The 22026-nt window shown below is 34.4% G+C and carries 20 protein-coding genes; all 20 read right to left on the bottom strand.

What is annotated here, in order from left to right; genetic code table 11:
- Window positions 1–2: 2 nt before the first annotated feature.
- Window positions 3–3272 carry a TonB-dependent receptor gene (locus IEY67_RS17420; RefSeq protein ID WP_183671108.1) on the bottom strand — a complete coding sequence of 1090 codons (3270 nt, stop codon included), beginning with the start codon at window positions 3270–3272 and terminating at the stop codon, window positions 3–5.
- Window positions 3273–3483: 211 nt separating this feature from the next.
- Window positions 3484–4467 (bottom strand): FecR family protein, encoded by a 984-nt coding sequence (locus IEY67_RS17415; protein ID WP_183671109.1) that lies wholly within the window; start codon window positions 4465–4467, stop codon window positions 3484–3486.
- Window positions 4468–4544: 77 nt separating this feature from the next.
- The gene (locus tag IEY67_RS17410; RefSeq protein WP_122375917.1) at window positions 4545–5096 is read right to left on the bottom strand and encodes an RNA polymerase sigma-70 factor; all 552 of its coding nucleotides are present in this window, start codon (window positions 5094–5096) and stop codon (window positions 4545–4547) included.
- A gap of 144 nt (window positions 5097–5240) precedes the next feature.
- The gene (locus IEY67_RS17405; RefSeq protein WP_183671110.1) at window positions 5241–5885 is read right to left on the bottom strand and encodes a hypothetical protein; all 645 of its coding nucleotides are present in this window, start codon (window positions 5883–5885) and stop codon (window positions 5241–5243) included.
- Window positions 5886–5977: 92 nt separating this feature from the next.
- Window positions 5978–6667, bottom strand: a complete 690-nt coding sequence (locus tag IEY67_RS17400) for a porin family protein (protein WP_183671111.1) — start codon at window positions 6665–6667, stop codon at window positions 5978–5980.
- 115 nt (window positions 6668–6782) lie between these two features.
- Window positions 6783–7478, bottom strand: a complete 696-nt coding sequence (locus tag IEY67_RS17395) for a hypothetical protein (protein ID WP_183671112.1) — start codon at window positions 7476–7478, stop codon at window positions 6783–6785.
- A gap of 176 nt (window positions 7479–7654) precedes the next feature.
- Window positions 7655–8290 carry a hypothetical protein gene (locus IEY67_RS17390; protein ID WP_183671113.1) on the bottom strand — a complete coding sequence of 212 codons (636 nt, stop codon included), beginning with the start codon at window positions 8288–8290 and terminating at the stop codon, window positions 7655–7657.
- A gap of 243 nt (window positions 8291–8533) precedes the next feature.
- Window positions 8534–9487: an outer membrane beta-barrel protein gene (locus tag IEY67_RS17385; RefSeq protein WP_183671114.1), complete on the bottom strand. Its 954-nt coding sequence runs from the start codon at window positions 9485–9487 to the stop codon at window positions 8534–8536.
- A 106-nt stretch (window positions 9488–9593) separates the two neighbouring features.
- Window positions 9594–10265 (bottom strand): hypothetical protein, encoded by a 672-nt coding sequence (locus IEY67_RS17380; protein ID WP_183671115.1) that lies wholly within the window; start codon window positions 10263–10265, stop codon window positions 9594–9596.
- 201 nt (window positions 10266–10466) lie between these two features.
- Entirely contained in the window at window positions 10467–10823 is a 357-nt protein-coding gene (locus IEY67_RS17375) for a hypothetical protein (RefSeq protein ID WP_183671116.1), read from the bottom strand.
- A gap of 147 nt (window positions 10824–10970) precedes the next feature.
- Complete coding sequence (locus tag IEY67_RS17370; RefSeq protein ID WP_183671117.1) at window positions 10971–11687, bottom strand: hypothetical protein; 717 nt, start codon at window positions 11685–11687, stop codon at window positions 10971–10973.
- A gap of 10 nt (window positions 11688–11697) precedes the next feature.
- Window positions 11698–11901, bottom strand: coding sequence for a hypothetical protein (locus IEY67_RS17365; protein WP_183671118.1), 204 nt, complete (start codon window positions 11899–11901; stop codon window positions 11698–11700).
- A 263-nt stretch (window positions 11902–12164) separates the two neighbouring features.
- Window positions 12165–12605 carry a hypothetical protein gene (locus tag IEY67_RS17360; RefSeq protein WP_229801115.1) on the bottom strand — a complete coding sequence of 147 codons (441 nt, stop codon included), beginning with the start codon at window positions 12603–12605 and terminating at the stop codon, window positions 12165–12167.
- 139 nt (window positions 12606–12744) lie between these two features.
- On the bottom strand, window positions 12745–13344 hold the full coding sequence (locus tag IEY67_RS17355) for a hypothetical protein (RefSeq protein ID WP_183671119.1): 600 nt from the start codon (window positions 13342–13344) through the stop codon (window positions 12745–12747).
- 362 nt (window positions 13345–13706) lie between these two features.
- Window positions 13707–13838, bottom strand: coding sequence for a hypothetical protein (locus IEY67_RS25340; RefSeq protein WP_262889865.1), 132 nt, complete (start codon window positions 13836–13838; stop codon window positions 13707–13709).
- On the bottom strand, window positions 13835–14197 hold the full coding sequence (locus IEY67_RS17350) for a hypothetical protein (protein WP_183671120.1): 363 nt from the start codon (window positions 14195–14197) through the stop codon (window positions 13835–13837). The genes IEY67_RS25340 and IEY67_RS17350 overlap by 4 nt, the downstream gene beginning before the upstream one ends.
- Window positions 14194–14670: a hypothetical protein gene (locus tag IEY67_RS17345; RefSeq protein ID WP_183671121.1), complete on the bottom strand. Its 477-nt coding sequence runs from the start codon at window positions 14668–14670 to the stop codon at window positions 14194–14196. The genes IEY67_RS17350 and IEY67_RS17345 overlap by 4 nt, the downstream gene beginning before the upstream one ends.
- 122 nt (window positions 14671–14792) lie before the next feature.
- Window positions 14793–15308, bottom strand: coding sequence for a hypothetical protein (locus IEY67_RS17340; protein ID WP_183671122.1), 516 nt, complete (start codon window positions 15306–15308; stop codon window positions 14793–14795).
- A 12-nt stretch (window positions 15309–15320) separates the two neighbouring features.
- Window positions 15321–15995, bottom strand: coding sequence for a hypothetical protein (locus IEY67_RS17335; RefSeq protein WP_183671123.1), 675 nt, complete (start codon window positions 15993–15995; stop codon window positions 15321–15323).
- 97 nt (window positions 15996–16092) lie between these two features.
- On the bottom strand, window positions 16093–22020 hold the full coding sequence (locus IEY67_RS17330) for an FG-GAP-like repeat-containing protein (protein WP_183671124.1): 5928 nt from the start codon (window positions 22018–22020) through the stop codon (window positions 16093–16095).
- Between the last annotated feature and the right edge of the window lie 6 nt (window positions 22021–22026).

Here is a 22026-nt window from a genome sequence, read left to right as displayed (position 1 = left end):
AATTAGAAAACAATATTTACACCAAACGTATGCGCTCTTAACAGAGGATTGGAACCACCGTCCGTATACGTTCTTTCCGGATCAAATCCTTTTGGATATTTTGTGATGGTAAGCATATTCTGGCCACTATAATAAAATCGTACTTTTTCTATATTAAGGATATTCAGCCATTCTTTTGGTATTGTATACCCAACCTGGAGATTTTTCAATCGCAGATAGGAAGCATTTCTCATCCAAAATGACGAATTATAATATATACTGCTGTTCTGCGACCAGGATGACAATGGCCTTGGAAATTTCCCGTCAGGATTGGTCTCTGCATCCCATGCATCCCGATACAGGGAAGATGGCTTCGATTTATCTCCCATCAATTCGCCGACTGCCCATGAATGAAGAAATCCTTTCGCATCAGCAGCCCCTTGGAAGAACACCGATGCATCCAGATTTTTCCATGTAGCGGACAAGTTCAAACCAAATATCCATTTAGGAGTACTACATCCCAGATAAACGCGATCTTCTGCATCTATAACGCCATCCTCTTTTACGTCTCTATACTTAAAATCACCCGGACCGGCATTTGCTCTATTTATCACTGCATTATTCTTAACATCTTCCTCATTTTGGAAAATACCGTCTACAATAAATCCGCCATAGGAATCAATGGAATACCCTTCCTGCAGGAATTTATATCCATCCCAGATGCGTGCACCGTTATTTTTTAAATCTACGATCTCATTTTTATTATAAGCAGTGTTCGCAGTAACATCTACTGTCCAATCTTTATGTGCATATTTATATCCTAATTGAAGTTCAACTCCTGTATTATGAACCTCCCCTGCATTTTGATAAGGAGCTGATAATCCGTAAAGCGGACTGACCGGTAATTTCATTAATATATCATATGTCTTTTTCTTATATGCATCGACCGACAAAACAAACTGATTGGATAAGAAAGCAACATCCAATCCCAAATTGATCGTTTCCGTTGTCTCCCATTTGATGTCCTTGTTTGCTCCGTCAACAGGAGCAACACCCTGATAAACAGAACCACCCAATGCATAGTTCTTCTGTGCAAGAACCGATTGATAAGGATAATTGGATATCGCCTGGTTTCCTAATCTACCCCAACCTCCACGAAGTTTCAAATCAGACAAAATATCCCGGGTTCCTTCCATAAACGATTCATTAATAATTCTCCAGGCAGCAGAGAAAGAAGGGAAATTACCCCATCGTGTACTTTGAGCAATGCGAGAAGTTCCGTCCCTTCTGATATTGACCTCCAATAAATATCTGTTATCGTAAATATAGCTTAAACGGCCAAAGAAAGAACGGAGAGCTATTTCATAGGCAGAACCGGAAGCTTGTTGTCCATCCGGAGAACCGGCATTCAATTCCCACAAGTCATTATTAAGGAAATTGATCCGATATCCTTTTGTCCAGTCATAACGAGTGTACTCCTGTTCGAATCCTCCCATAATACCTATATCATGAGGTCCGAAAGTCTTATTATAATTAATTAATGTCTGCAAATTGACACGTAATTGATTATTACGTTCATCCGTTTGACTATTAGGACCGATATACATACTTGGAGAACCGGTTTTCCAATTATAGAACTGCTGATCTTTTTTGAAACATTCCGCTACATTCGCTTTGTATTCAAATCCGACATTTTCCTGAAGTTTTAACCCTTTAATCGGTTCATAAGTAATATTTCCTACAGCGCGACTTGAGTACCATTTTTCGTTATTTATATTATTAATATCCAAATTGGATATCGGATTACCATCGGAATTATAACCATAATAGCCATTCGAATATTTATAAGGAACAAAGGGAGCTATTGTATTTATCATAGTGAATAAAGAACCTGTCGACCCAGTTTTCGCAGAAATAGGTTCTTTCATATCTCCATACATAAAAGACAGATTTACACCAGCTGTAATCACATTGCTTATTTTTGAATTCACATTACCTCTTACTGTATAACGATCATATTCAGAATTCTTAACGATACCATCTTGTCCTAAATAACCGACCGAAAACATATAGGATGTCCCACCATTTCCGCCGCTTATTTCTGCTCTATGATTTTGCATAAACCCTGTCTTATAAAACAGATCATGCCAATCCGTATCCGGATAATTATCCGGATCAGATCCGTTTTTAAACAGAGCGATCTCTTCCGTTGTATATCTCGGAGCTTTACCTTCATAGACCAAAGCCTTATTATACAACTCTGCATATTCCGCAGAAGACAGATATTCCGGTAAACTAATTGCATTCTGCCATCCTACATATCCGTCATATTTTAAACGGGGAGCTCTTTCCGTTCCTTTTTTGGTTGTGATGAGAATTACACCGTTAGCAGCACGTGATCCATAAATAGCAGCAGATGAAGCATCTTTCAGAACAGATAAGCTTTCAATATCATTCGGATCGATGTCACTGATACCGCTTACAGGCATTCCATCCACAACATACATAGGATTCGAGTTATTTAATGTTCCGGTTCCGCGAACACGCAGTGTGGGGTTATCACGCCCTGGCTGTCCTGTATCGGAAGTAACCGACACCCCAGGCAACAGACCTTGAATAGCATTGGATATATTAGTCACAGGCCTGTTTCCGATCGATTCAGAATTAACTGCAGCTACAGCTCCAATTACATTTACCTTTTTCTGTACACCATAACCAACTACAACCACCTCGTCAAGAGTTTGTAAATCTTCCTTCAGATAAATATTGATTGTATTGTCTTTAGGTGTTACAGATTGTGCCAAATAACCGATAAAGGTAATTTCCAAAGAACTATTTTTTCCTATAGCAAGAGAGAATTTACCATCGATATCTGTAACCGTTCCATTGTGAGTACCTTTTTCTATTACATTCGCACCAATGACTGGTTCTCCATTCTGGTCATAAACAGTTCCTTGCAATTGTTTTTTATCCTGTTGGGATTGTTTTACCTCCAAACTCGACAGGATTATGTAATTATTCACAAACTCATATTTCAAGTTATGTCCGGCTAAAGCTTCCTCCAAATATTCGGATACTTTTGCTTTCTTTTTCGTTAATGATAATTCAAAGTTTGAACGAACACCGCTTGTACTATAGATCACCAGATAATCAGTCTGTTTTTCAATCTCTTTAAAAAGCTCTTCTATTGAAATTTTATTAGAGTTCAATTCGATAACAGCATTTTGCGCTTCCGTATTCACAGCGAACAACTGACAAGCACAAACAAACAGGATAAAAAAGGATAGTTTCATAATTCTGAATGCCTTTTGATAATTTTTTAGACACAGGATATGCGTTAACAAAGGATTTATTTTCATATCTTTGTTTTGTTAAGTAAATACTAATTTTTTGAACACAAATGGGTTTGCTTTTCGCTAAATCGGTAGATACGCCAATATCTGCCGATTTTTTTTTAATTCTTCATGGACTCATACATATTATTTTTTAAGGTTAATAATTATTTTACTTACTCAGCACTATTTGATTCAGGTCATCATCTTTGTTGATTTTAAACTTATGTATCCGCTGGATTAACCGCAATATCTCCATAACACCATCCCTCTGACGGAATTTCCCGACATATTCGTAATCCAATATTTCTTTATCCTTCACTATGATCTTTACATCATAGTATAATTCAAGTTTCTTTATAATACTTGCCAGCTTCTGTCTTTTGAAGGTGTAAATACCTTCGCGCCATAACAGATCATCGGGGTCCATGGTAGATAGTTTAAATTGTTTTCCTTCCTGTATCAGATATTGTTCCGGAGAAAGTTCTACCCCTTCTGTTTCGGAAGAGGGAAAGTAAGCTTTTACTTTTCCTTCCTGAAGATAAACACTGGTATAATCACTTTCCGGATAACTAAACACGTTGAACTGGGTACCTAAAGCTTTAACATCTATCGTCCGGGTAGAAACGATGAAAGGTACTTTTTCATTCTTAGCAACACTAAAAAAACCTTCCCCCGACAAAAAGACTTTCCGTTCCTTTTCAAAGAAAGAAGGATAAGATAATTTGGAACCGGCATTCAACCAAACTTTCGTTCCATCGGGCAACGTAAGCTCTGCACGTTGACCGGAAGGAACCACTAACTCCTGCTGAAAAGCTATCAACTCTTGTTTCTCTGTGATATTACCGGAGAAATAGTAAGACGCCAGCATCCATGCAGACACAAAAGCGATCGCTAGTATTGCTGCATACCGGCTAAACGAAATCAGCCACACTTTTCTCCTTTGAGAATCTACAAGTCTTTTAAAATTGCCATATCCCTCGTGTCCCTGCAGGGAATCGGCTTTTTCCGGAGCCAACTCCAACAGGCTATGCACGTGTTGATAATCTATTATTTGAGATTTAAGTACAGGATCATTATAGGCTTCTTTTAAAAGTCGGTCCTGTTCTTGCTTCGATAATATTCCCTGACAATATTTTATGATTCTTTCGTCCATTATTCACTATTCTTTATATAGTAAACGAACAGAAAAAATAATCCCCCTAAAGAAATCGGATTATTTTTCAGTTTTTCTCAATTTTCCCAGGAAGACAAAATAAACAACAATAGAGGTAAATGGTTTTTCAGCTCTTCCCTTAACTTTTTATAAGCTATAGTCATCTGTGTTTCAATAGTTTTGACAGATACATTCAGTTCTTCTGCTATCTCTTTCTGTTTTTTCCCTTCCAACTTGCTTAATATAAATATTTCGCGGCATCGTTCGGGAAGTGCGTTAAGTGCTTTTTCTATTATATCCTTTATATTATCCTCCGAAAGTCCATCCACATCGAACGCTTCCAAAGAATCGAACTTCATACGGAAGGACAGATCAAAATCCTCCTGCATTTTCGTGGCTGCTTCCTGTTCCAGTAATTTACGCCGCAGATAGTCTATACATCTGTTCTTTACAGAGGTAAACAGATAGGCTATTACGTTTATATGGAAATCCAAAGTATCTCTCTTTTGATAGAAATCAAGAAAAACATCCTGTGTAATGTTTTCTGCTTCCTCATCAGAAAGGACATAGTCGCGTGCAAAATGTTTGACACGTGAATACCATGTTATATAAAAGTTCTCGAAATCCATCAATCTTAATATCTCACAACAACTTCCTTATTTTAAACAAAATTAAACAAAAACATCGGATATGCAATATACCTCCTATTCTTTAACAAAGAAATAATGAAACTCTACATAAGCGAACCTGACATCGAATAACGATTTTCTCATTCATCTCATAATAAACGGATATCCTATAGATAAGTCATACATCCAATCTGGATAGCCACAATTCGGAAAACGAATCATTTTTACACCCTTCACATCTACAAAGGCCAAAAACGTATAATTCAGAGAAGGATCATACAAATGCAGTACATTTCCGTGTTTTTCCCATTTCCCTTCTGAAAGTAAGCAAAGAGGACTCTCACTGAAAAAAAGAATTCTATAATGAAAATCAAGCTCTAAAAACAACGAAATAGTTCCATTTTTATAGACACCCAATTGCAAAGGCACAGGATCTGTTTGTTTATTCTTCAATAAATCCAGTTCCCTCCTTTGTCTTTTCACGGCTTCTTCCTCAAAATCAATCATATTCTCATCCGAATCATAAGTATATTCATCCTTGAAAAAACACTCATTTTTCATAAAACAAAAGCCTTTCTTCACCAATAAATTGGAATACTTCACTTCTTTCAATACAAGCTCAGCTCCACTTGAGATATCCTCTAAATAATAAAACTTTCCTCTTTTGTAAAAAGTGCCATAAGACGGAAACATTCCAAAAACAATATCATCCGACTCCCAAATACTAATATCAATATAATAGCGATTCTCCTGTAACAAATATAAGCTACAAGAAATTGGTATCGGCATGTTATTCCATTTCGATTTCGCATCCCGCCATGTGTTGTCATTCCCAAATGAGTACGATTGAGGATATGTCATATTATCCGAACTTAACACAATTAAAAATTATATCCTACCGAGACTAACATCAATAGATTTTTAGGAGCATAGTCTTTTAGTTCAGTCATATTCTCCAACTCGGAAAGTCCGCTAACTCCATCATGTACTTTGACCAGTCCCAACTGTCCTTCCAATCCAACTACAATTCTCCGGTACTCATAGGCAATTCCCAGTCCAACTCCGGCATCAAAGCGTTTGCATCCCATATTCCCATCGGTCATATTACCAAAGGTATTGAGTTTATATTCTTTATGAACGTTATGAAATCCTGTAGTACCCGGAATCGGTAACCATACATCGATCGATGTTTTGCCTCCTACTCCATAAACCATATAAGGTCCTCCCGAAATAACCAGGTTAGATGTTTTCGTAAGATGCAGCCGGGCTGACAACATAACAGGCAATTCAAGATAAAGCATATTCACCGTAGCCTTTCCCAAATCTTTTCCATCTTCTTTAGATCCCTTTGAAACAAAATTCAAAGAAGGTTGTAACGCCCAGGTTTTATTAAAACCATATTCCATTCCAACGCCCACCTTATAAGCGAATTTAGCATTTTCCTCCGTGTTCTTACCCCACATACTCGCAATTCCTGCGCCAGCCTTTACCCGGAAAGAGACTGGAGATTGAGCATACGCTTTAGCACTCAAGGAAAGAAAAACAATACATATTCTTAAAATATACTTCATATTCCATCCAAACTAATCATTCATACTACTTCTATTAAAAGACTTTGATGATAAAAACTAAAATAAAAATGTACTCTGCTGAAATTAAGTTTATAACAAATTTGTTTTCCATTTATCATTTTAATATTTTCACCATTCCTTTTTTATCATACATAAATTTCACTACAGATGATTTTTTCTGTATTTCATCGACCATAGACAAATTACAATTAATATATTCATCTTGCAATACAAACAAATTATTTGCTTTTCTTTCTGTATAAAGACAAAGAGATTCACCATCAAAGCAAGCATAACAAGATATCCTTGTTAATGATTTACACTTTTGATTATTCACATTTATCAAATAAAGATTTCTTACCCAATTATACTCATTTTCATCTCCATCAATTGACAAAATGATAAAACTCTCAAATTCTTTTGAAATTATAATTCTTCCTATATTATACAATTTCAAATTATTTTTTCTTGACTCCAGAAACTTATCATAGTTTTTCGAACAATTATTATCATCAATATCCTCATAAGATTCCTTATTATTTATCAAATCAATATCAGATAAAAAATTTAACATATCTCCTGTTATTTTTGATTTTTCATGGGGATATAATAATAGTTTTTCATTAAAAAAAATACTGTCAGTTATTATATTACTATTAATAGTAGAGAAATCTGCTGGTAACAATTTTTCTTCCAAGAAATTTTCAAACAATAAATACTCATTTCTACCATCATTCGTAGCATAACCTCTCATAAAAAAAATATTTACCAAAAGAATTAAAATATATTTTTTCACAAACATTGTTACCATGGCTTAATATTTAAATGATTAAAATCTAATTTACTATAATCATTCACCAATTTAGTTAATATATATCATTCATTCCCAAAACCTTATACGCTGACATCCAACTTGAATGTTATGTTTCCATTTTCACTATAAACACCTGATGTAGTCCAATTCATTCCAAAGCCGGAATTTCGGTTTCAAGTGATACTTCCACCCAAATCCAATCGAGGGAAAAGCTTAACCGGAACCATAATAAATGCCATATCCTGCTTTATCTCAAAAATACATCTTCCCTCCAAGTAGCTATCCACATCATTCATATACTTCTCTTCATCCTCTACCGACTTGGGAATAAAATAAGGTATAATCATAGAGATGAATCTTCTCTCGCGTCCTTTATCTTTCCACAAACGGACTTCTGTCCTAAAAAGACAACCATCCCTGAAACACTCAAAGGCCGTTTGTCCAACCTGTTGTATCGGACCATCCCAACGATAACGCTCTAATCCGTTTAATATGCATTTTCTCAACACCTTAGGCAACCTGTAATTATGAATAAAAGTAAGCAGTAACGTCAAGGGCAAAATAAACATAAAAGGAATCAGAGATACTGCTACTAATAATTCTAATTCTATATTCCCCGATAAGAGTCCGGTAATAAAAAGAATGATTACACAAGGAATACAGAGGGCAAACACTAGAGAGAGTGAATATAGCATCCATCCCCGCAATGTTTTAAACTCCAGTCTCGTAAACACATCTACATTAGATATAAGCAACTTTAAATATTGCCTAATAGCCGCCAGTGATATTTTATTTTCCTCTAAATCCATTATTCGTATCTTTATAACAGTTTCTACTGCCGAAGCATCTTCAACTTCATGACTGCCATTTTAAATCATAACGTAGTATTTCATTTTTATTGTTTTAGGTGATTTCTTAAAAATGGAACCGGACTTAAGAAACGTTCCAAGACCGGATCGATCATACAAACGGGCATTCATATTAACTACATCGAACCAAAGAAGATATTCATATCCAGTATATCCTCTACCCAAAAAACAATCCGTAATCTATCAGAAATGAAAACGTATTCCAGCATCCAGATGCAAACGAAATATTCCCGAATGTTCTCCATCCTTATAGTCCATATTATCCTGTTTAGGAAGAGAACTGCCAATATACCCTAAATTCGCTCCGATTCCTATATGATCAGACAAATAATATTCTGCTCCGATCAGGAAGTTATACCCAAATCCCGATAGCGATTCACTAACTCCTTTCGCCGATTCACGATATTTAAAATAACCGATGCCGAACTTTTCTTCTATTCCCCAACGACCCACTTTTTGTTTCATCACGAACTGAGGAGCAATATAAGCAAGCCCTACATTCACATCCACATGGGAATAACTGTAAGATGACTTATATCCCGAATACATCAGACCAGCGCCAAAACCACTCCTTGACACCCAATCATAACCGACTTGCCAATCCATTCCTTTCCTGGGATGACCCGACGCTCCGTTGGGAAGATAAAATTTATTCGTCATAAAGGCATAACCGATATTGGCATAGATCGTACTATGATAAAACGAACTTTTAGAAACACCTGCATTATTATCACGACCGGAAGTCGTAACTACCGGAGCAATTTCAGTTTCCAGATTGGTCGCATCACCTATCCACAACATATTGCCTGCTATTTGGTGGCAACTGCTTCCTAAAAGAGAAGGCTCCCGATGATCGGTCAGGGCTAACGCATTTCCTCCGTTTTTGGAGGTTGTCTGTTTTGCCAGTGCAACAACCTGGTCATAATTACATTTGGTTGAAGCTCCACTATCCACCACCTTTACAGTTCCTATCAACTCTGCCGATTCTGGCACGGTTTGTCCCACTCCATATAAATGCACCTCCTCCGCTGCAGCACGAGGAGAGTAACTTCTTTCGATATGGGTTATTACTTTCGGAGCGCAACTACCTAAACAGATAGGTAGAAGTAAAATCAATAATAAGTTTGCTATTTTCATTATTTTCGTATTTTATGCTGTTACCTTACATACTTTTATACACAGAATTACCACATAGTAAAAGGATACATTTGATCTTTTTGAGGAAAAAGATAGATCCCGTTTATTATATTATTGTCTGGATAACGATTTTTAACAAATCATCGTTTCTAATTAACAATAGAAATGAATAATCAAGACTAGAATCATATAATCTTAATTCATTTCCATCCTTTCTCCATGAGCCTTCAGATAATAGCAAACGTAGATCAACATCAGCATCTTCGAATAACTTATATCGATTATTTACTTCTATTATTAGACTATGCCCATAAGTACCTAATTTAAAAGGTATAGGATAATTCAATTTTTCTTTTCTAAACAAATCTTCTCTTTTTCTATGTTCTACAATCCATCTATCAATAGGGAAATATTCTTCAATAGAAGAACTTTCCTTATATTGAAATATTTTATTTTCTAAAAAATAAAAACCTTTCTTACAAAGAAAAGACAATTCATCTATTTTTTCCAGAACCATTTGAAATCCGGAAGGAACATCTTTCAAGAAGACAACATTATTTTCTTGATTAAAACATCCATAAGAAAATAAAGTCTCAATATTTGGATTATACCCAAGAAGATCAATCCTCATACTGTAATAAGTCTTATTTATCAATAAAAGAACAATCCTTATATTCACACCTATCATTCTATTATTTCGCGTTATATTGATATATCTCAACCCGGATACATCAGACAAGACATATTCATCATATATAATATTCTGAGAAGCATTCATGCCGTTAAATAAAATTAACATTACCACCAAATACTAGGAACCCCTATGCTTTTATAGTAGTTCACAGCTCCAGATGCATTCCAATAACCAAGTCTAGTTGCTGTTCTCATCATATCAACAGCTTCAAACACTTTTCCCACAGTCATATAAGTAGATGCGGAATATTTATAAGCTATACTTTCAGAAAACTTTTTCACATATTTAACATTGAATGTCAATTCTAAAATTTCCCTCCACAACATCAAACTCAGACCAAAGTCTATTTTTCAACTTAGCATCATTAATTCCAGCATCTGCACTTGCATTGTATGTTTTTGCAATATCATTATAATTTCCAGCTTTTCCCACTACAAATTGAGAAGTTTTTGTTCCATCCCAAAATGAATACCCTTTAGCCATATCCGTTAACCCACGTATCAAACCACCGGATATACCACTAAAAGCAGCACTCAACGCACCTCCAACGAATCCAGCTTTCAACCCAACGCCAAAACCAGCACCTGATAACCAAGTATTTCCGAAACAACCAACAAAACCTCCACCAAATCCACCAGCCAAACCTGATAGACTTCCATGAATGAAACCGCCCGCTGTTATCGACCCAGCCACAGCTCCACCAGCCCATGCACCAGCCACACCCGAAGCCGCACCGACAAACAGACTCTAAATAATATCATGTTGTATTATTCTGGTATATATTAACACTCATCTCATAATAAATGCATACAATCCATTTTTAACTAAATAATATCGATCACTCTCATTTATCTCATTTGGAAAATAAACTGAAATTAATGATCCAGAATCAATTAGGAGTAAAAAATAATAGTCCAAACATGAGTCATATAACTGCAATTTATTACCATCTTTCATCCATTTACCTTCTGATAACAAAAAAACTTTTCTTTCTATCAAATAATAGATTCTAAAATCAAAATTTATATTTATATCTAAATAAACATATCCATTATCATACACTCCTAATTGTAAAGGGATACGATCTGAGTTTATTAAACTTAAATAGTCCTCTACTTTCTTCTTTCTTTTTTCTGATTCACCGTTTATATCCAATATAGATTTATGTGTAAAAGAGTCTGATTCATCTACATAAATAAAATATTTCCCATGCATTAATTTAAAACCTTTTTTTACAAATAGATCAATATTGTTTCTTTTTTCCAGAATTAAAGTCGAATTACTTCCTATATCAGTCAAAAAAATACTACTCCCCTTCACAGACATTGATCCGAAAGACAGAAATAAAATCAACCTATCATCACCTGGTCCAATAATAAAATAAATACAATACTCCCTATTATTTATCATTTCTAAATAACATGAAATATTTTTTTCAAAAAAAGAATTTTTCAGCTCATATATTTGAACTAAAGTTTTTTTTAAGTTATAAAAAGATTTTAGCATAGTTACAAATTTAATAAAGCCACATTGATTTTATAGTATTTCCTAAATTATAATTACTAGGAGTTAGACCTCCCATTAGTCCACTCTGCAAAGCTCCACCAAATCGCTCGCCATCCATCAAACTATTTCCAGTGTTTAATACAAAGCCACTTGTAGCACCTCCTACAGCACCTATAGTAGCTCCAGGTATAAATCCTGTGGATGCAACAGTCATTTGAGCGACTGTAACCTCGTACGTAGGCCTATCAATCATAAAATCATCAGACAATTGTCATGAGGTAATTGTCCGGTGATTTTAGAATATGTTAATATTTTGACTGCGTTTTCTTTATATCTTAAAATATCAGATGGGCCTTATTCAGTTTTGCTATTTTAGGATTATTCAAATTATTCTGAATACAACAAAGAACCTTATCCCAGTGATCCACTTTTTCAAACAACTCCTTTTTCCAAAGTTCAATAGATATATTAAAATGATCAGGATGCCATTTTTTTTGATTTTTTATCAATATTATTCATGATACTGTCTAATAATATTCTATTATTACTATACTTTGCCAAATATAATTCCACCTCCATCAATGGTATACGAAAAGAATTGTTTGCTTGGAATAAAAAAGAAGGCTCCCGATGATCGGTCAGGGCTAACGCATTTCCTCCGTTTTTGGAGGTTGTCTGTTTTGCCAGTGCAACAACCTGGTCATAATTACATTTGGTTGAAGCTCCACTATCCACTACCTTTACAGTTCCTATCAACTCTGCCGATTCCGGTACGGTTTGTCCCACTCCATATAAATGAACCTCCTCTGCCGCAGCACGAGGAGAGTAACTTCTTTCGATATGGGTTATTACTTTCGGAGCGCAACTACCTAAACAGATAGGTAGAAGTAAAATCAATAATAAGTTTGCTATTTTCATTTTTTTTGTTTTTCATATTTCTATCTTACACACTCTTATACAAAGAATTACCACATAGAAAAAGGATACATTTGATCTTTTTGAGGAAAAAGATAGATCCCGTTTATTATATTTTTGCCTGGATAAGGAATTTTTATTCCTACAAATTTATTTTTTTATATTTATTCCCTTCTTCCACAAAGGAGTATATCCACTCCTCGTTCAGTTCATTTGGAAAATCAATCGCAATCAACTTTTTATCCACGCTTATCAACATTGTAAACGAATAATTAAGAAATGGATCTCTTAATTTTAAAATACCATTTCTGGTTGACCATTTTCCTTCTGAAATTACAATCAAATACTCTTGAAATCTATATGCAATTGTATATGAGCCATTTTCTTCAAGAGACACATGAACATTCCCATTCATATATTCCCCAAACCTAAATTTTAGTTTATCAGGTAACTGTTTATCTCTTACTGATTGAACATCTTTCTTCTTTTTATCATTCTCAACATCGATATCAAACCAAGAAAAATCATCACTATCAGCTTTGTCTTCATAAGTAAGACATTTCTTTTGCATAAATGAAAAGCCCTTTTTTATATTGAAATTAGCAGACTTATCCTTTTCCAAGACTATTTCAGCATTGGTTGGAATATCTTTCAAATAATACAAATTTCCCTCTTTTCGGACATACCCATAAAAGGGAAACATATTAAAAACGATATCATCTGATATCAAAGATAATTTCATAGTATATTTATTGTCCAATAGATACAACCGACAATCCATATACTCCTGAGTCCAATGGTTCAAGAAATTACTTTCACCCAAAACATATCTTTGTGCAAATAAAGGATTTGCACAAAACATAAATAGTATGACAAATATATATTTCATTATCTAAACCTATAAATATAGGGAATTTCATAACTACCAGGGTGCCAAAAAAACGTCGACTAATAGCGTTTTGCATCCACTGAAATGCCTTTACTGGTTGAGAAGCTCTCCTTGAATTCTAGTTCTCAGGTTTTCATCATTCAATTCAGCAGTAAAACTGTCATTATAATTATCTCCCATTGATTTATAATCTGTCTTTTCTATTGAATTTCCTATTACAAACTCAGAGGTTGTTCTTCCATTCCAAAAGAATATCCTTTAGCCATATCCGTAAACCCACGTATCAAACCACCGGATATACCACTAAAAGCAGCACTCAACGCACCTCCTACGAATCCAGCTTTCAACTCAGCGCCAAAACCTGCACCTGATTTGTAGGAGAATCTCCCATACAGGCTTGTGCTATTCCAAACAATACATCCATATATTCATCACCTCCTAGATCTTTTGACTTACCAACCTTGTACCCAGCATTATTTACAATACCTACCCGCAGAACCGTATGTGCATAAAATTCCACCTCATCTTTCACAATTTCATCACAAACAGGCTTATGTTCCATCGGATAATGAGTTTTAAATACCCGTATCACAGAACTATTCAACATTTCCATATCATTTACGATATATTGAAAATATCTTTTAAATTTATCGTCAATCTCTGCGCAAAAGACATTACCGATTTTTGTTACTATTCGTTTTTTCATATTAAATCAAGAAACATATCCAAACGACCTATATTATTCTCTATAATCAACTGTCGTTCGAATAAATTATCAAATCCCTTATCCTCTTTAAGCAAAAGATCGCTCCCCTTTTTAAATATATTATTTTTAACTATAACATCTCCTTCAAACTGACAATCAAAAAAGCTAAAGAATCCATTAAAAAGATTTCTTTCCAAAACAAAATTTGTGATATTATGTCCTCCCATTTGATAATCAATATCAGAAAGAACAATATTATCAACAAAATTCAGTTCCCCTTCAAACCAACTTGAATGAATTACAAACTTATCAATTATACACTTAGAGATACAGACTTTCTTCGAAAATATCAAAGATGCAAAATTTATCTCATCTATAATTGAGTTAGATATAATAATCTCCTCACTATTATCTATCGAATTTAAATCAATCAAACGAGAAGAAACATTATTTATATTAATCACCTCTTTCATTCATCATTATATAATCACCTAAATTCATATCAAACAAAGATTATACTTCCAAATAAATAGTTAGTACAATCTTTGTTTGACAATAAGTTTTTATTTAACCTCATCATATCTCCTTTTACAGATTAATATCCTGGAAATTTATTTGTATAATGTCCATATCTAAGCCTATCAACAATAGAAATATAAGACATTACCGGCCCCATCTCAACATGCCGATATTCTTCTGTAAGCCTTCCGATACGAACACTTGGCTCATTTATATGCCAAACATACCAGTTCTCTACCGGATCTACCCATTTTATATTTGTAGGAGAATCTCCCATACAGGCTTGTGCTATTCCAAACAGTACATCCATATATTCATCACCTCCTAGATCTTTTGACTTACCAACCTTGTACCAAGCATTATTTACAATACCTGCCCGCAGAACCGTATGTGCATAAAACTCAACTTCATCTTTTACAACTTCATCACAAACTGGTTTATGTTCCATTGGATAATGAGTTTTAAACACTCGTATCACAGAACTATTCAATTGCTCCATGTCATTCACAATATACTGAAAGTATCTCTTGTGCTGATTATCAATCTCAGCACAAAATACATCACCTATTTTTATTACTATTCGCCTTACCATATTATTAAAAAATCAAAACAGCAGATGAGCTGATTTCAGCTTTGAAATCTTCTTATCAGAAACATTCTGATTCAATTGTTCTATAAAAGTATCCCTATTTTCAAATTTTCTATATAAATCATCTTTCCATTCTTCTATAGATTTTTCGAATAAATATTTAAAACGTTCAGGTTCCCATAATTTTGACTCTTTTTCTATTTCAATTTTAATATTATCTATCAATTTTAAATCATCAAAATAAAGAGCAATAGCTAACTTAAATTCAAACAAACGATACAAAATTAAAGGATCATTTTCTAATAAACGATAAGACAAATATTTATTCAAATAAAAAAATAAATCACTTAATAAAACCTCTTCTTTAAAAACAAATCCAAATTGTATTTTAGCGCACTCAATCGCCGCTGGAAATAAGTAATTATGTAATTGATATTTAATATCAAATTGTAATTTCTTATTATCTAACAATTCACACCAGAAAATGGGAATTGTTTTTTTTGATTTTTCCCATAAAGGAAGACATATTAATGTTGGTCGATATACAGTAGAAAAAACTTTCTCTAATTTTAATCCTAATAAAACAAGATCAGCCTTCATATACAGACTTGTAGATGAATATCGAGACAAAATAGGAAATTGTTTCTGCCAGTCTTTTAAGATATCTTTCATTTCTATTATTTCATTCATACAATCAAATTTTAAAATATTTTATTTTCCTTAAACACTTGACAATTATTACAAAAATATTTATTTTCATCTAATAATCATTTTCGCAAAAGATCATTTAAGGTTTTATAACCTCAGAAGGGTATCCCCATAATCTACGATAATTTTGCATCTGAGGAGTTGAATTTAATTGGAATGGAGTTTTATTCGGATATCCAAATTTCCAATCATATATCATCTTATTTTTCTTATCCAAAACATCAAGGATATTCTTTCTACCATTAATATCATATTTGTATTCTTTAAAAAAAAGTTGCCTATCTTCATACATATTCTGATATCTTTCTAGCATTTCCGTTGCATATCCATGTTTTTTTGTTCCTGCAACAGCCCCTTTCCCTCCTACATTTCTTTCTGCAACAGTTGCTGCTCTTTGTACCAATGTACGATTGGTTATTTTACCAGTCCAAAAGTCACGTCCATGCTGTAACACCTGGGCCCCTCCAATCAATCCACCAGATAATCCTCCGAAAATACCACCGGTTAGACCTCTCATTAGTCCACTCTGCAAAGCTCCACCAAATCGATCGCCATCCACCAAGCTATTCCCAGTGTTTAACACAAAACCACTTGTAGCACCACCAGCCGCACCGATGGTAGCTCCTGGTATAAATCCAGTGGATGCAGCAGCCATTTGAGCTGCAGTAACGCTCATCATTCCACCAAATCCTACGGCTGCCGCTACGCCTGCTGCTGCACCTGCTCCGGCAGCAACTCCTCCTACAACAAAATAACCGGTTCCTTTCCAAAAACCTTTCCAACCACCAATAGCTTTTATTTCCTTCCAATGTGTTGCTACATTCGTTATCGCTCCAATTATCGCAGCCCCGCCAACAATAAACCAAAAGAACTCCCCATCTTCATCCACATAAACCAATGGATTATTGAGACAATAACTATATCGGTTAAAGTTTTGTGAAAAATCAGGCATTTGTACAAACGGATCAGGAGACAGAATACGTCCTATGGCCGGATCGTATAGACGAGCATTCATATTTACCAAACCGAACTGTAACAAATGTTCATGCCCGGTATAACCTCTACCTAAAAATAAGGTGGGTTCCTGTCCTGGTAAATAAACAACGTTTGTGGCCGGATTGCGTAAACGTCCCCAAGCATCAAAACTATTTTCTTGTGTAACAGTTCCACTACTGCTTATCACATGTGTTATGCTACCCAAATAATCACGGCAAATATAATACATTGCCCAAGAGTTACCCTCATTCACATAAACAGCCGGAGCGGAATATGCATCTCCACCAATATATAATATTTGTTTTTCCAATAAGTTTTTGTAATCAGCTTCATAACAGTTACCTAAATAGTAACGTTCCAATTGAACATTCTTGCTATATTTCAACTGCATTTTCTTACGACTTCCTGCCAAATCATAGACAAACGTAGCCTCATAGCCATTCTCGGTAATAGCGGAAGGACGCTCAAATGAGGTATAACTCACTGCCTGATTTCTTGGAGGAATTGAATTCTGTCTAGAAGCATCCACTTTGGATATAGCATAAGGTTTATTCGGTGTATTATAATAAAAAAGATTGCCAGTATCTCCTTTTCGAATGATATTACCTTTTATATCATACGCTACTGTTCCACCAGCAGATTGAGTTAAACGATTTAGATTATCATAACTAAAATTTTCAGATACATCTCTTGTATTATCTACACGAGCCGTGAGGTTTCCATTTAAACGATTGAAAGTATAAGTATCATTTTGTAATATCCGATTATTAGAGGCAGAAGTCGTTCTACCTGTCGGAATACCATACTCATCAAAAGAATAAGAGCGTGTTAATGGTCCTGTTACTACAGACACAGGCTGCCCCATATCATTTTCCTCTCTCAATTTCCAAACACTGGTTGAACCAAATTTCACTTCACTTTTATGTCCATTTGAATATACGTAAGATTCTGTACCGATAGCCCCTGTTTGCGATGTGAAATTAATGGAAGACAAATTTCCGGAAGAATATGAATAAGTCTTTTCCAACCACATTCCATCGGGACCATTATCTCTCTCTTTAGTGAGACGACCATACATACCGCTATCATATTGATACGTATGTGAGGTTCCATTAGTAGAAGTTACAGAACTCAATAAATCTTTTTCATAATTATACGTTGTTTTGAATTCATTCTGAAACTCCTTCGATATAATACGCCCATATGCATCATATAAATATATTTTTTTTCTATTGTCTGCATCGGTCTCTTCTTTCAAGTTTCCGGCTTCATCATAAGTAAAAGTTTTTCTACCTGCACTTGGATCTACAATCGCTTTCCTTCTACCATATTCATCATATTCAAAAGTCGTTGTTATATCTCCTGGAGCCACAACACTTGAAAGTTGACCATCAGGACGCAGATTATAAGTTATTTTTCCAGCAGGGTCAGATACTGAGACCAATTCTCCCTTTGAATTATATTTTTGTTCCGAAGGAATGCCATTTTTAGTCAATGTTATGCTCGTACCGGAATAAGAATATGTATCTGATTTTCCTGAGGCATAAGCTAAACGTATCAATCGTCCATAATTATCATAATTATAAATATTCCATTTCGTTGCAGAACTTCCTTTAAACGGTAGAGAAACCTGAGAAAGACGACTGGCATTATCGTATTTCTTATCATATTTTCTTTCGGAACCATCAAATTCTATTATACTACTTCTTAGCTCTCGCTCAAAAGCATCATAAAATTTTTTCGTAACCAGACTACCTGAAGAACTCTCTGTTACACAATAAACAGCATTTGTCGGTGAATCGCTCCATGTTAATATGGTAGTTGAAAATGTATTATCAGGAAAAATAGTTTTGACCAAATCCCCCATACTATCGTATTTATACGTTGTTGCTTTCTTTAAAGGGTCTGTGCTCAATTCGATTTGTCCCAGTGAATTATATCTCCACGTAGTCTCTAACAATAATGGATCTGTCTCTTTTGTTAAAAAAACTCCATCCGAAGAATACTCATATTTGGTTATCAACTCATTAGAAGAAGAATAATTTTTAACTATTTTCTTTGTAATATTCCCGAATGTATCATATCCAAAAACATTCTCTAATACCTTCTTAGTCCCATCCGAAGTATATTCAACCGACTTTCCCAGCAAATATTTGTCATTATACTCAAACGTATGCTTTTCTATCCAACTATCACTTCCCCTTGTTATTCGCTTCGTTTGAGAAAGAGGTAAACCAAATATCCATACATTTTCCGCTCCACTATTCAAGTAAGTGTTTGTTACTGTTTCTGTAAGATCATTACCATACTTAGTAATAACAGTTAATGGATTTCCCCAACTATCAGTAGACGTACAATCAACAGTTTTCAAAGTACTTGTCAAATGATCCGTCTCCGTCAACTTTCTTATATAAGGAGTTACACGTTTATTTCCTTGGTATACATAAGAGTTTTCATAGACTGAAGTAGATACATTTGCGCCTGCTCTTGTTGTTACCTTTTGTTCTTGAATAAAAGGATAATAATATTCATTATAACCATAAAGAGTTGTTATCTTTCTATCTTTATTATAATTTTCCGCCTCAATACTACCAAATCCTAAAAAGCCTTTTCCCTGTAAATGAATTCGGGGATTTTTATAACGATAATATATATTCTCACTATATCCATTCGCATTCTGAACAACATTAGTGACTACATATAAAGGAACTCTATTACCTGATACCGGATAATTATTATTATTGCTACTAGAACAAACACTCTCCTCTGTTATTGGAGCATATTGAAATGATATCTGTGCACCAAGTCCATTAGTTATTGTTTTTGTTAGTAAAGTCTGATTATCTGTAAAAGAATGAATTATATAACTATCCACATATCTCGCACAACAAAATTCACCTCTACCGTCTCCATCAAAATCTTCAACTTGAAAAAGATAATTTTCATATTCAATTGGGACAGACATATCTGACGGTTTTAAAACAGTTGAATAATATGCCGTTGTAAAATTTGTTCCATTAAATGTTCCAACTTTCATTCGCACAGCATTATTAACAACACTCATATGAAAAATATCTGATTTTCCATCTCTATTAAAATCTGCTACAAAAACTTTAGAGCTTTTCCCTATATCTGCATTTGATATTTCTTGCTTTATGAATCCCTTTCCCGTTGAAAATAAGATACTGACATCATTCCCACTTGCTGAATATGTGTTTTGAATTAAAATATCCGTATAACCATCGCCATTAAAATCTCCAAAATATGGAAAATAATAATTTTTAATTTCTGATGTATTAAAAGAGTTCAATCTAACAAAACTTCTTCCACTCAACTCATACACCCAACCAGCAGACGCATTCATTACAAGTATATTAGCCTTTCCATTTCCATTAAAGTCACAGAGATATCTATTATTAGGATAATAACCTTCAATATATTCTGTTCCCCAATCATCAATACCTCCAGAAGCTATTTCCTTTCCCTCACCATCAAAGACTTTCTGATTTTTAACAACCAATACTTCTTGTTTACCATCACCATTAAAATCACCTACAATCGCCTCATTACTATCTGTATTAAATCCTTTGTAATCATATGTAAGCTTCTTTCCATCATACATATAATAATTATAACGATAAGTTCCGTTTAAAGCCTTAGATATATTAACAACATCTGCACATCCATCTCCATTCAGATCCGCTAAAAGAAAACCCTGAAACACTCCAGATGAAGACTGAATAGGAATAGTACACTTTTTAACAAAGTCTACACTTCCATAAACTTTCTGTGCTATAAATAAAGTAGCTACATCTGAAGTCGTATACGAATCTTTTTCCGGATACGAAAGAAAATCAGCCTTTCCATCTCCATTAAAATCAGCAAACAGGGGTTTATTCCCTTCCCTTTTTTGTGACAAACTTGAAAAATATTCATTCTGTTGAGCATCACTACTTCCATAATTTATAACAGTTGAATTGTGCTGTTTATTATTTTGCCCAACCTCTATCAATTCAATTAATTTAGAATAGAAACCATCATTCGTATAGTTAAATTGATACTGTCTGATCCTGGTTTGGCCTATATATGTAGAAATACTTTTCAGTATTTTATTATTATTTATTTGTGCACCGGCAAAATATGTCTTTTGCTTATCGCTTCTTGTTTCATAAGCAAATTCTACGCTACGGTTTCCTGCATATTCGATCTTTGTAAGATAAAACTCACCATTGTTTACAATTTCATCATACTTATAATTTATTGTATTACCATTCTTATCTGTCACTTTTGATAATACCCAAAATAATGTACTTCCACTCGAAGCCCCTATGTTCGAATCAGAAGTGGAACCGAAAACTTTTGTCATTCCATCTTTTGTCCTAACCACAAAGCACAGAACAGAATTTACTACTTTATATGTAATTTCTGTAAATGGATCATATTCCATCCTATACTTGGCTCCATCTACAAGATTTTGCCCCGAAATCAATAGTAAACGTTGCCCATCAAGCATCAGATTATCGGAACTGGAGAGTTGAGGTGCCTCAGTTACATTATCATAATAATATGATTTACCACAACGAGATATTGCAGAAAATGCAGCAACATTCCATCCATACCCCATTAAACCATTAGCAAACTGGCTGTTATAATTAATTGAAACTGCAGGTTCTAATCCTACTATTCCCTTTGGTACTTCTATTGGAATTACATAGTTGGCACTACCTGTTTCTGTAACATCGACTGTGCCGACAATCGTTCCAACCTCTTTACTTTTATCTACAGAAAATGTAGCCACATTCGGTTGTTCCAACTCCTTATTATCGTCTTTCGTACGGGAATCCAATAGTTCTTTAAGTGAAGAAGGTATCAACTCTGTTTCAATTCTTATCGTGTCCGATAATTTATTATCATAATTGCCTAAAGTATGGACTTTCAGATTCGTTTGTCCCAATATTTTTAATGCAACAAAAAGTAGTAGGATTGTTGATATACTTATTCTTTTCTTCATAACAAG

Origin of the sequence: Parabacteroides faecis (assembly GCF_014647375.1) — a bacterium.
Classification (GTDB): domain Bacteria; phylum Bacteroidota; class Bacteroidia; order Bacteroidales; family Tannerellaceae; genus Parabacteroides; species Parabacteroides faecis.
This window is presented reverse-complemented; position numbering and strand designations above follow the sequence as displayed.

Bases quoted from the DNA above. Each gene is read 5' to 3' on its own strand.
- IEY67_RS17420 (WP_183671108.1), bottom strand. From the start codon at position 3,272: ATGAAACTATCCTTTTTTATCCTGTTTGTTTGTGCTTGTCAGTTGTTC.
- IEY67_RS17415 (WP_183671109.1), bottom strand. From the start codon at position 4,467: ATGGACGAAAGAATCATAAAATATTGTCAGGGAATATTATCGAAGCAA.
- IEY67_RS17410 (WP_122375917.1), bottom strand. From the start codon at position 5,096: ATGGATTTCGAGAACTTTTATATAACATGGTATTCACGTGTCAAACAT.
- IEY67_RS17405 (WP_183671110.1), bottom strand. From the start codon at position 5,885: ATGCCGATACCAATTTCTTGTAGCTTATATTTGTTACAGGAGAATCGC.
- IEY67_RS17400 (WP_183671111.1), bottom strand. From the start codon at position 6,667: ATGAAGTATATTTTAAGAATATGTATTGTTTTTCTTTCCTTGAGTGCT.
- IEY67_RS17395 (WP_183671112.1), bottom strand. From the start codon at position 7,478: ATGGTAACAATGTTTGTGAAAAAATATATTTTAATTCTTTTGGTAAAT.
- IEY67_RS17390 (WP_183671113.1), bottom strand. From the start codon at position 8,290: ATGGATTTAGAGGAAAATAAAATATCACTGGCGGCTATTAGGCAATAT.
- IEY67_RS17385 (WP_183671114.1), bottom strand. From the start codon at position 9,487: ATGAAAATAGCAAACTTATTATTGATTTTACTTCTACCTATCTGTTTA.
- IEY67_RS17380 (WP_183671115.1), bottom strand. From the start codon at position 10,265: ATGAATGCTTCTCAGAATATTATATATGATGAATATGTCTTGTCTGAT.
- IEY67_RS17370 (WP_183671117.1), bottom strand. From the start codon at position 11,687: ATGCTAAAATCTTTTTATAACTTAAAAAAAACTTTAGTTCAAATATAT.
- IEY67_RS17365 (WP_183671118.1), bottom strand. From the start codon at position 11,901: ATGACTGTTGCATCCACAGGATTTATACCTGGAGCTACTATAGGTGCT.
- IEY67_RS17360 (WP_229801115.1), bottom strand. From the start codon at position 12,605: ATGAAAATAGCAAACTTATTATTGATTTTACTTCTACCTATCTGTTTA.
- IEY67_RS17355 (WP_183671119.1), bottom strand. From the start codon at position 13,344: ATGAAATTATCTTTGATATCAGATGATATCGTTTTTAATATGTTTCCC.
- IEY67_RS17350 (WP_183671120.1), bottom strand. From the start codon at position 14,197: ATGAAAAAACGAATAGTAACAAAAATCGGTAATGTCTTTTGCGCAGAG.
- IEY67_RS17345 (WP_183671121.1), bottom strand. From the start codon at position 14,670: ATGAAAGAGGTGATTAATATAAATAATGTTTCTTCTCGTTTGATTGAT.
- IEY67_RS17340 (WP_183671122.1), bottom strand. From the start codon at position 15,308: ATGGTAAGGCGAATAGTAATAAAAATAGGTGATGTATTTTGTGCTGAG.
- IEY67_RS17335 (WP_183671123.1), bottom strand. From the start codon at position 15,995: ATGAATGAAATAATAGAAATGAAAGATATCTTAAAAGACTGGCAGAAA.
- IEY67_RS17330 (WP_183671124.1), bottom strand. From the start codon at position 22,020: ATGAAGAAAAGAATAAGTATATCAACAATCCTACTACTTTTTGTTGCA.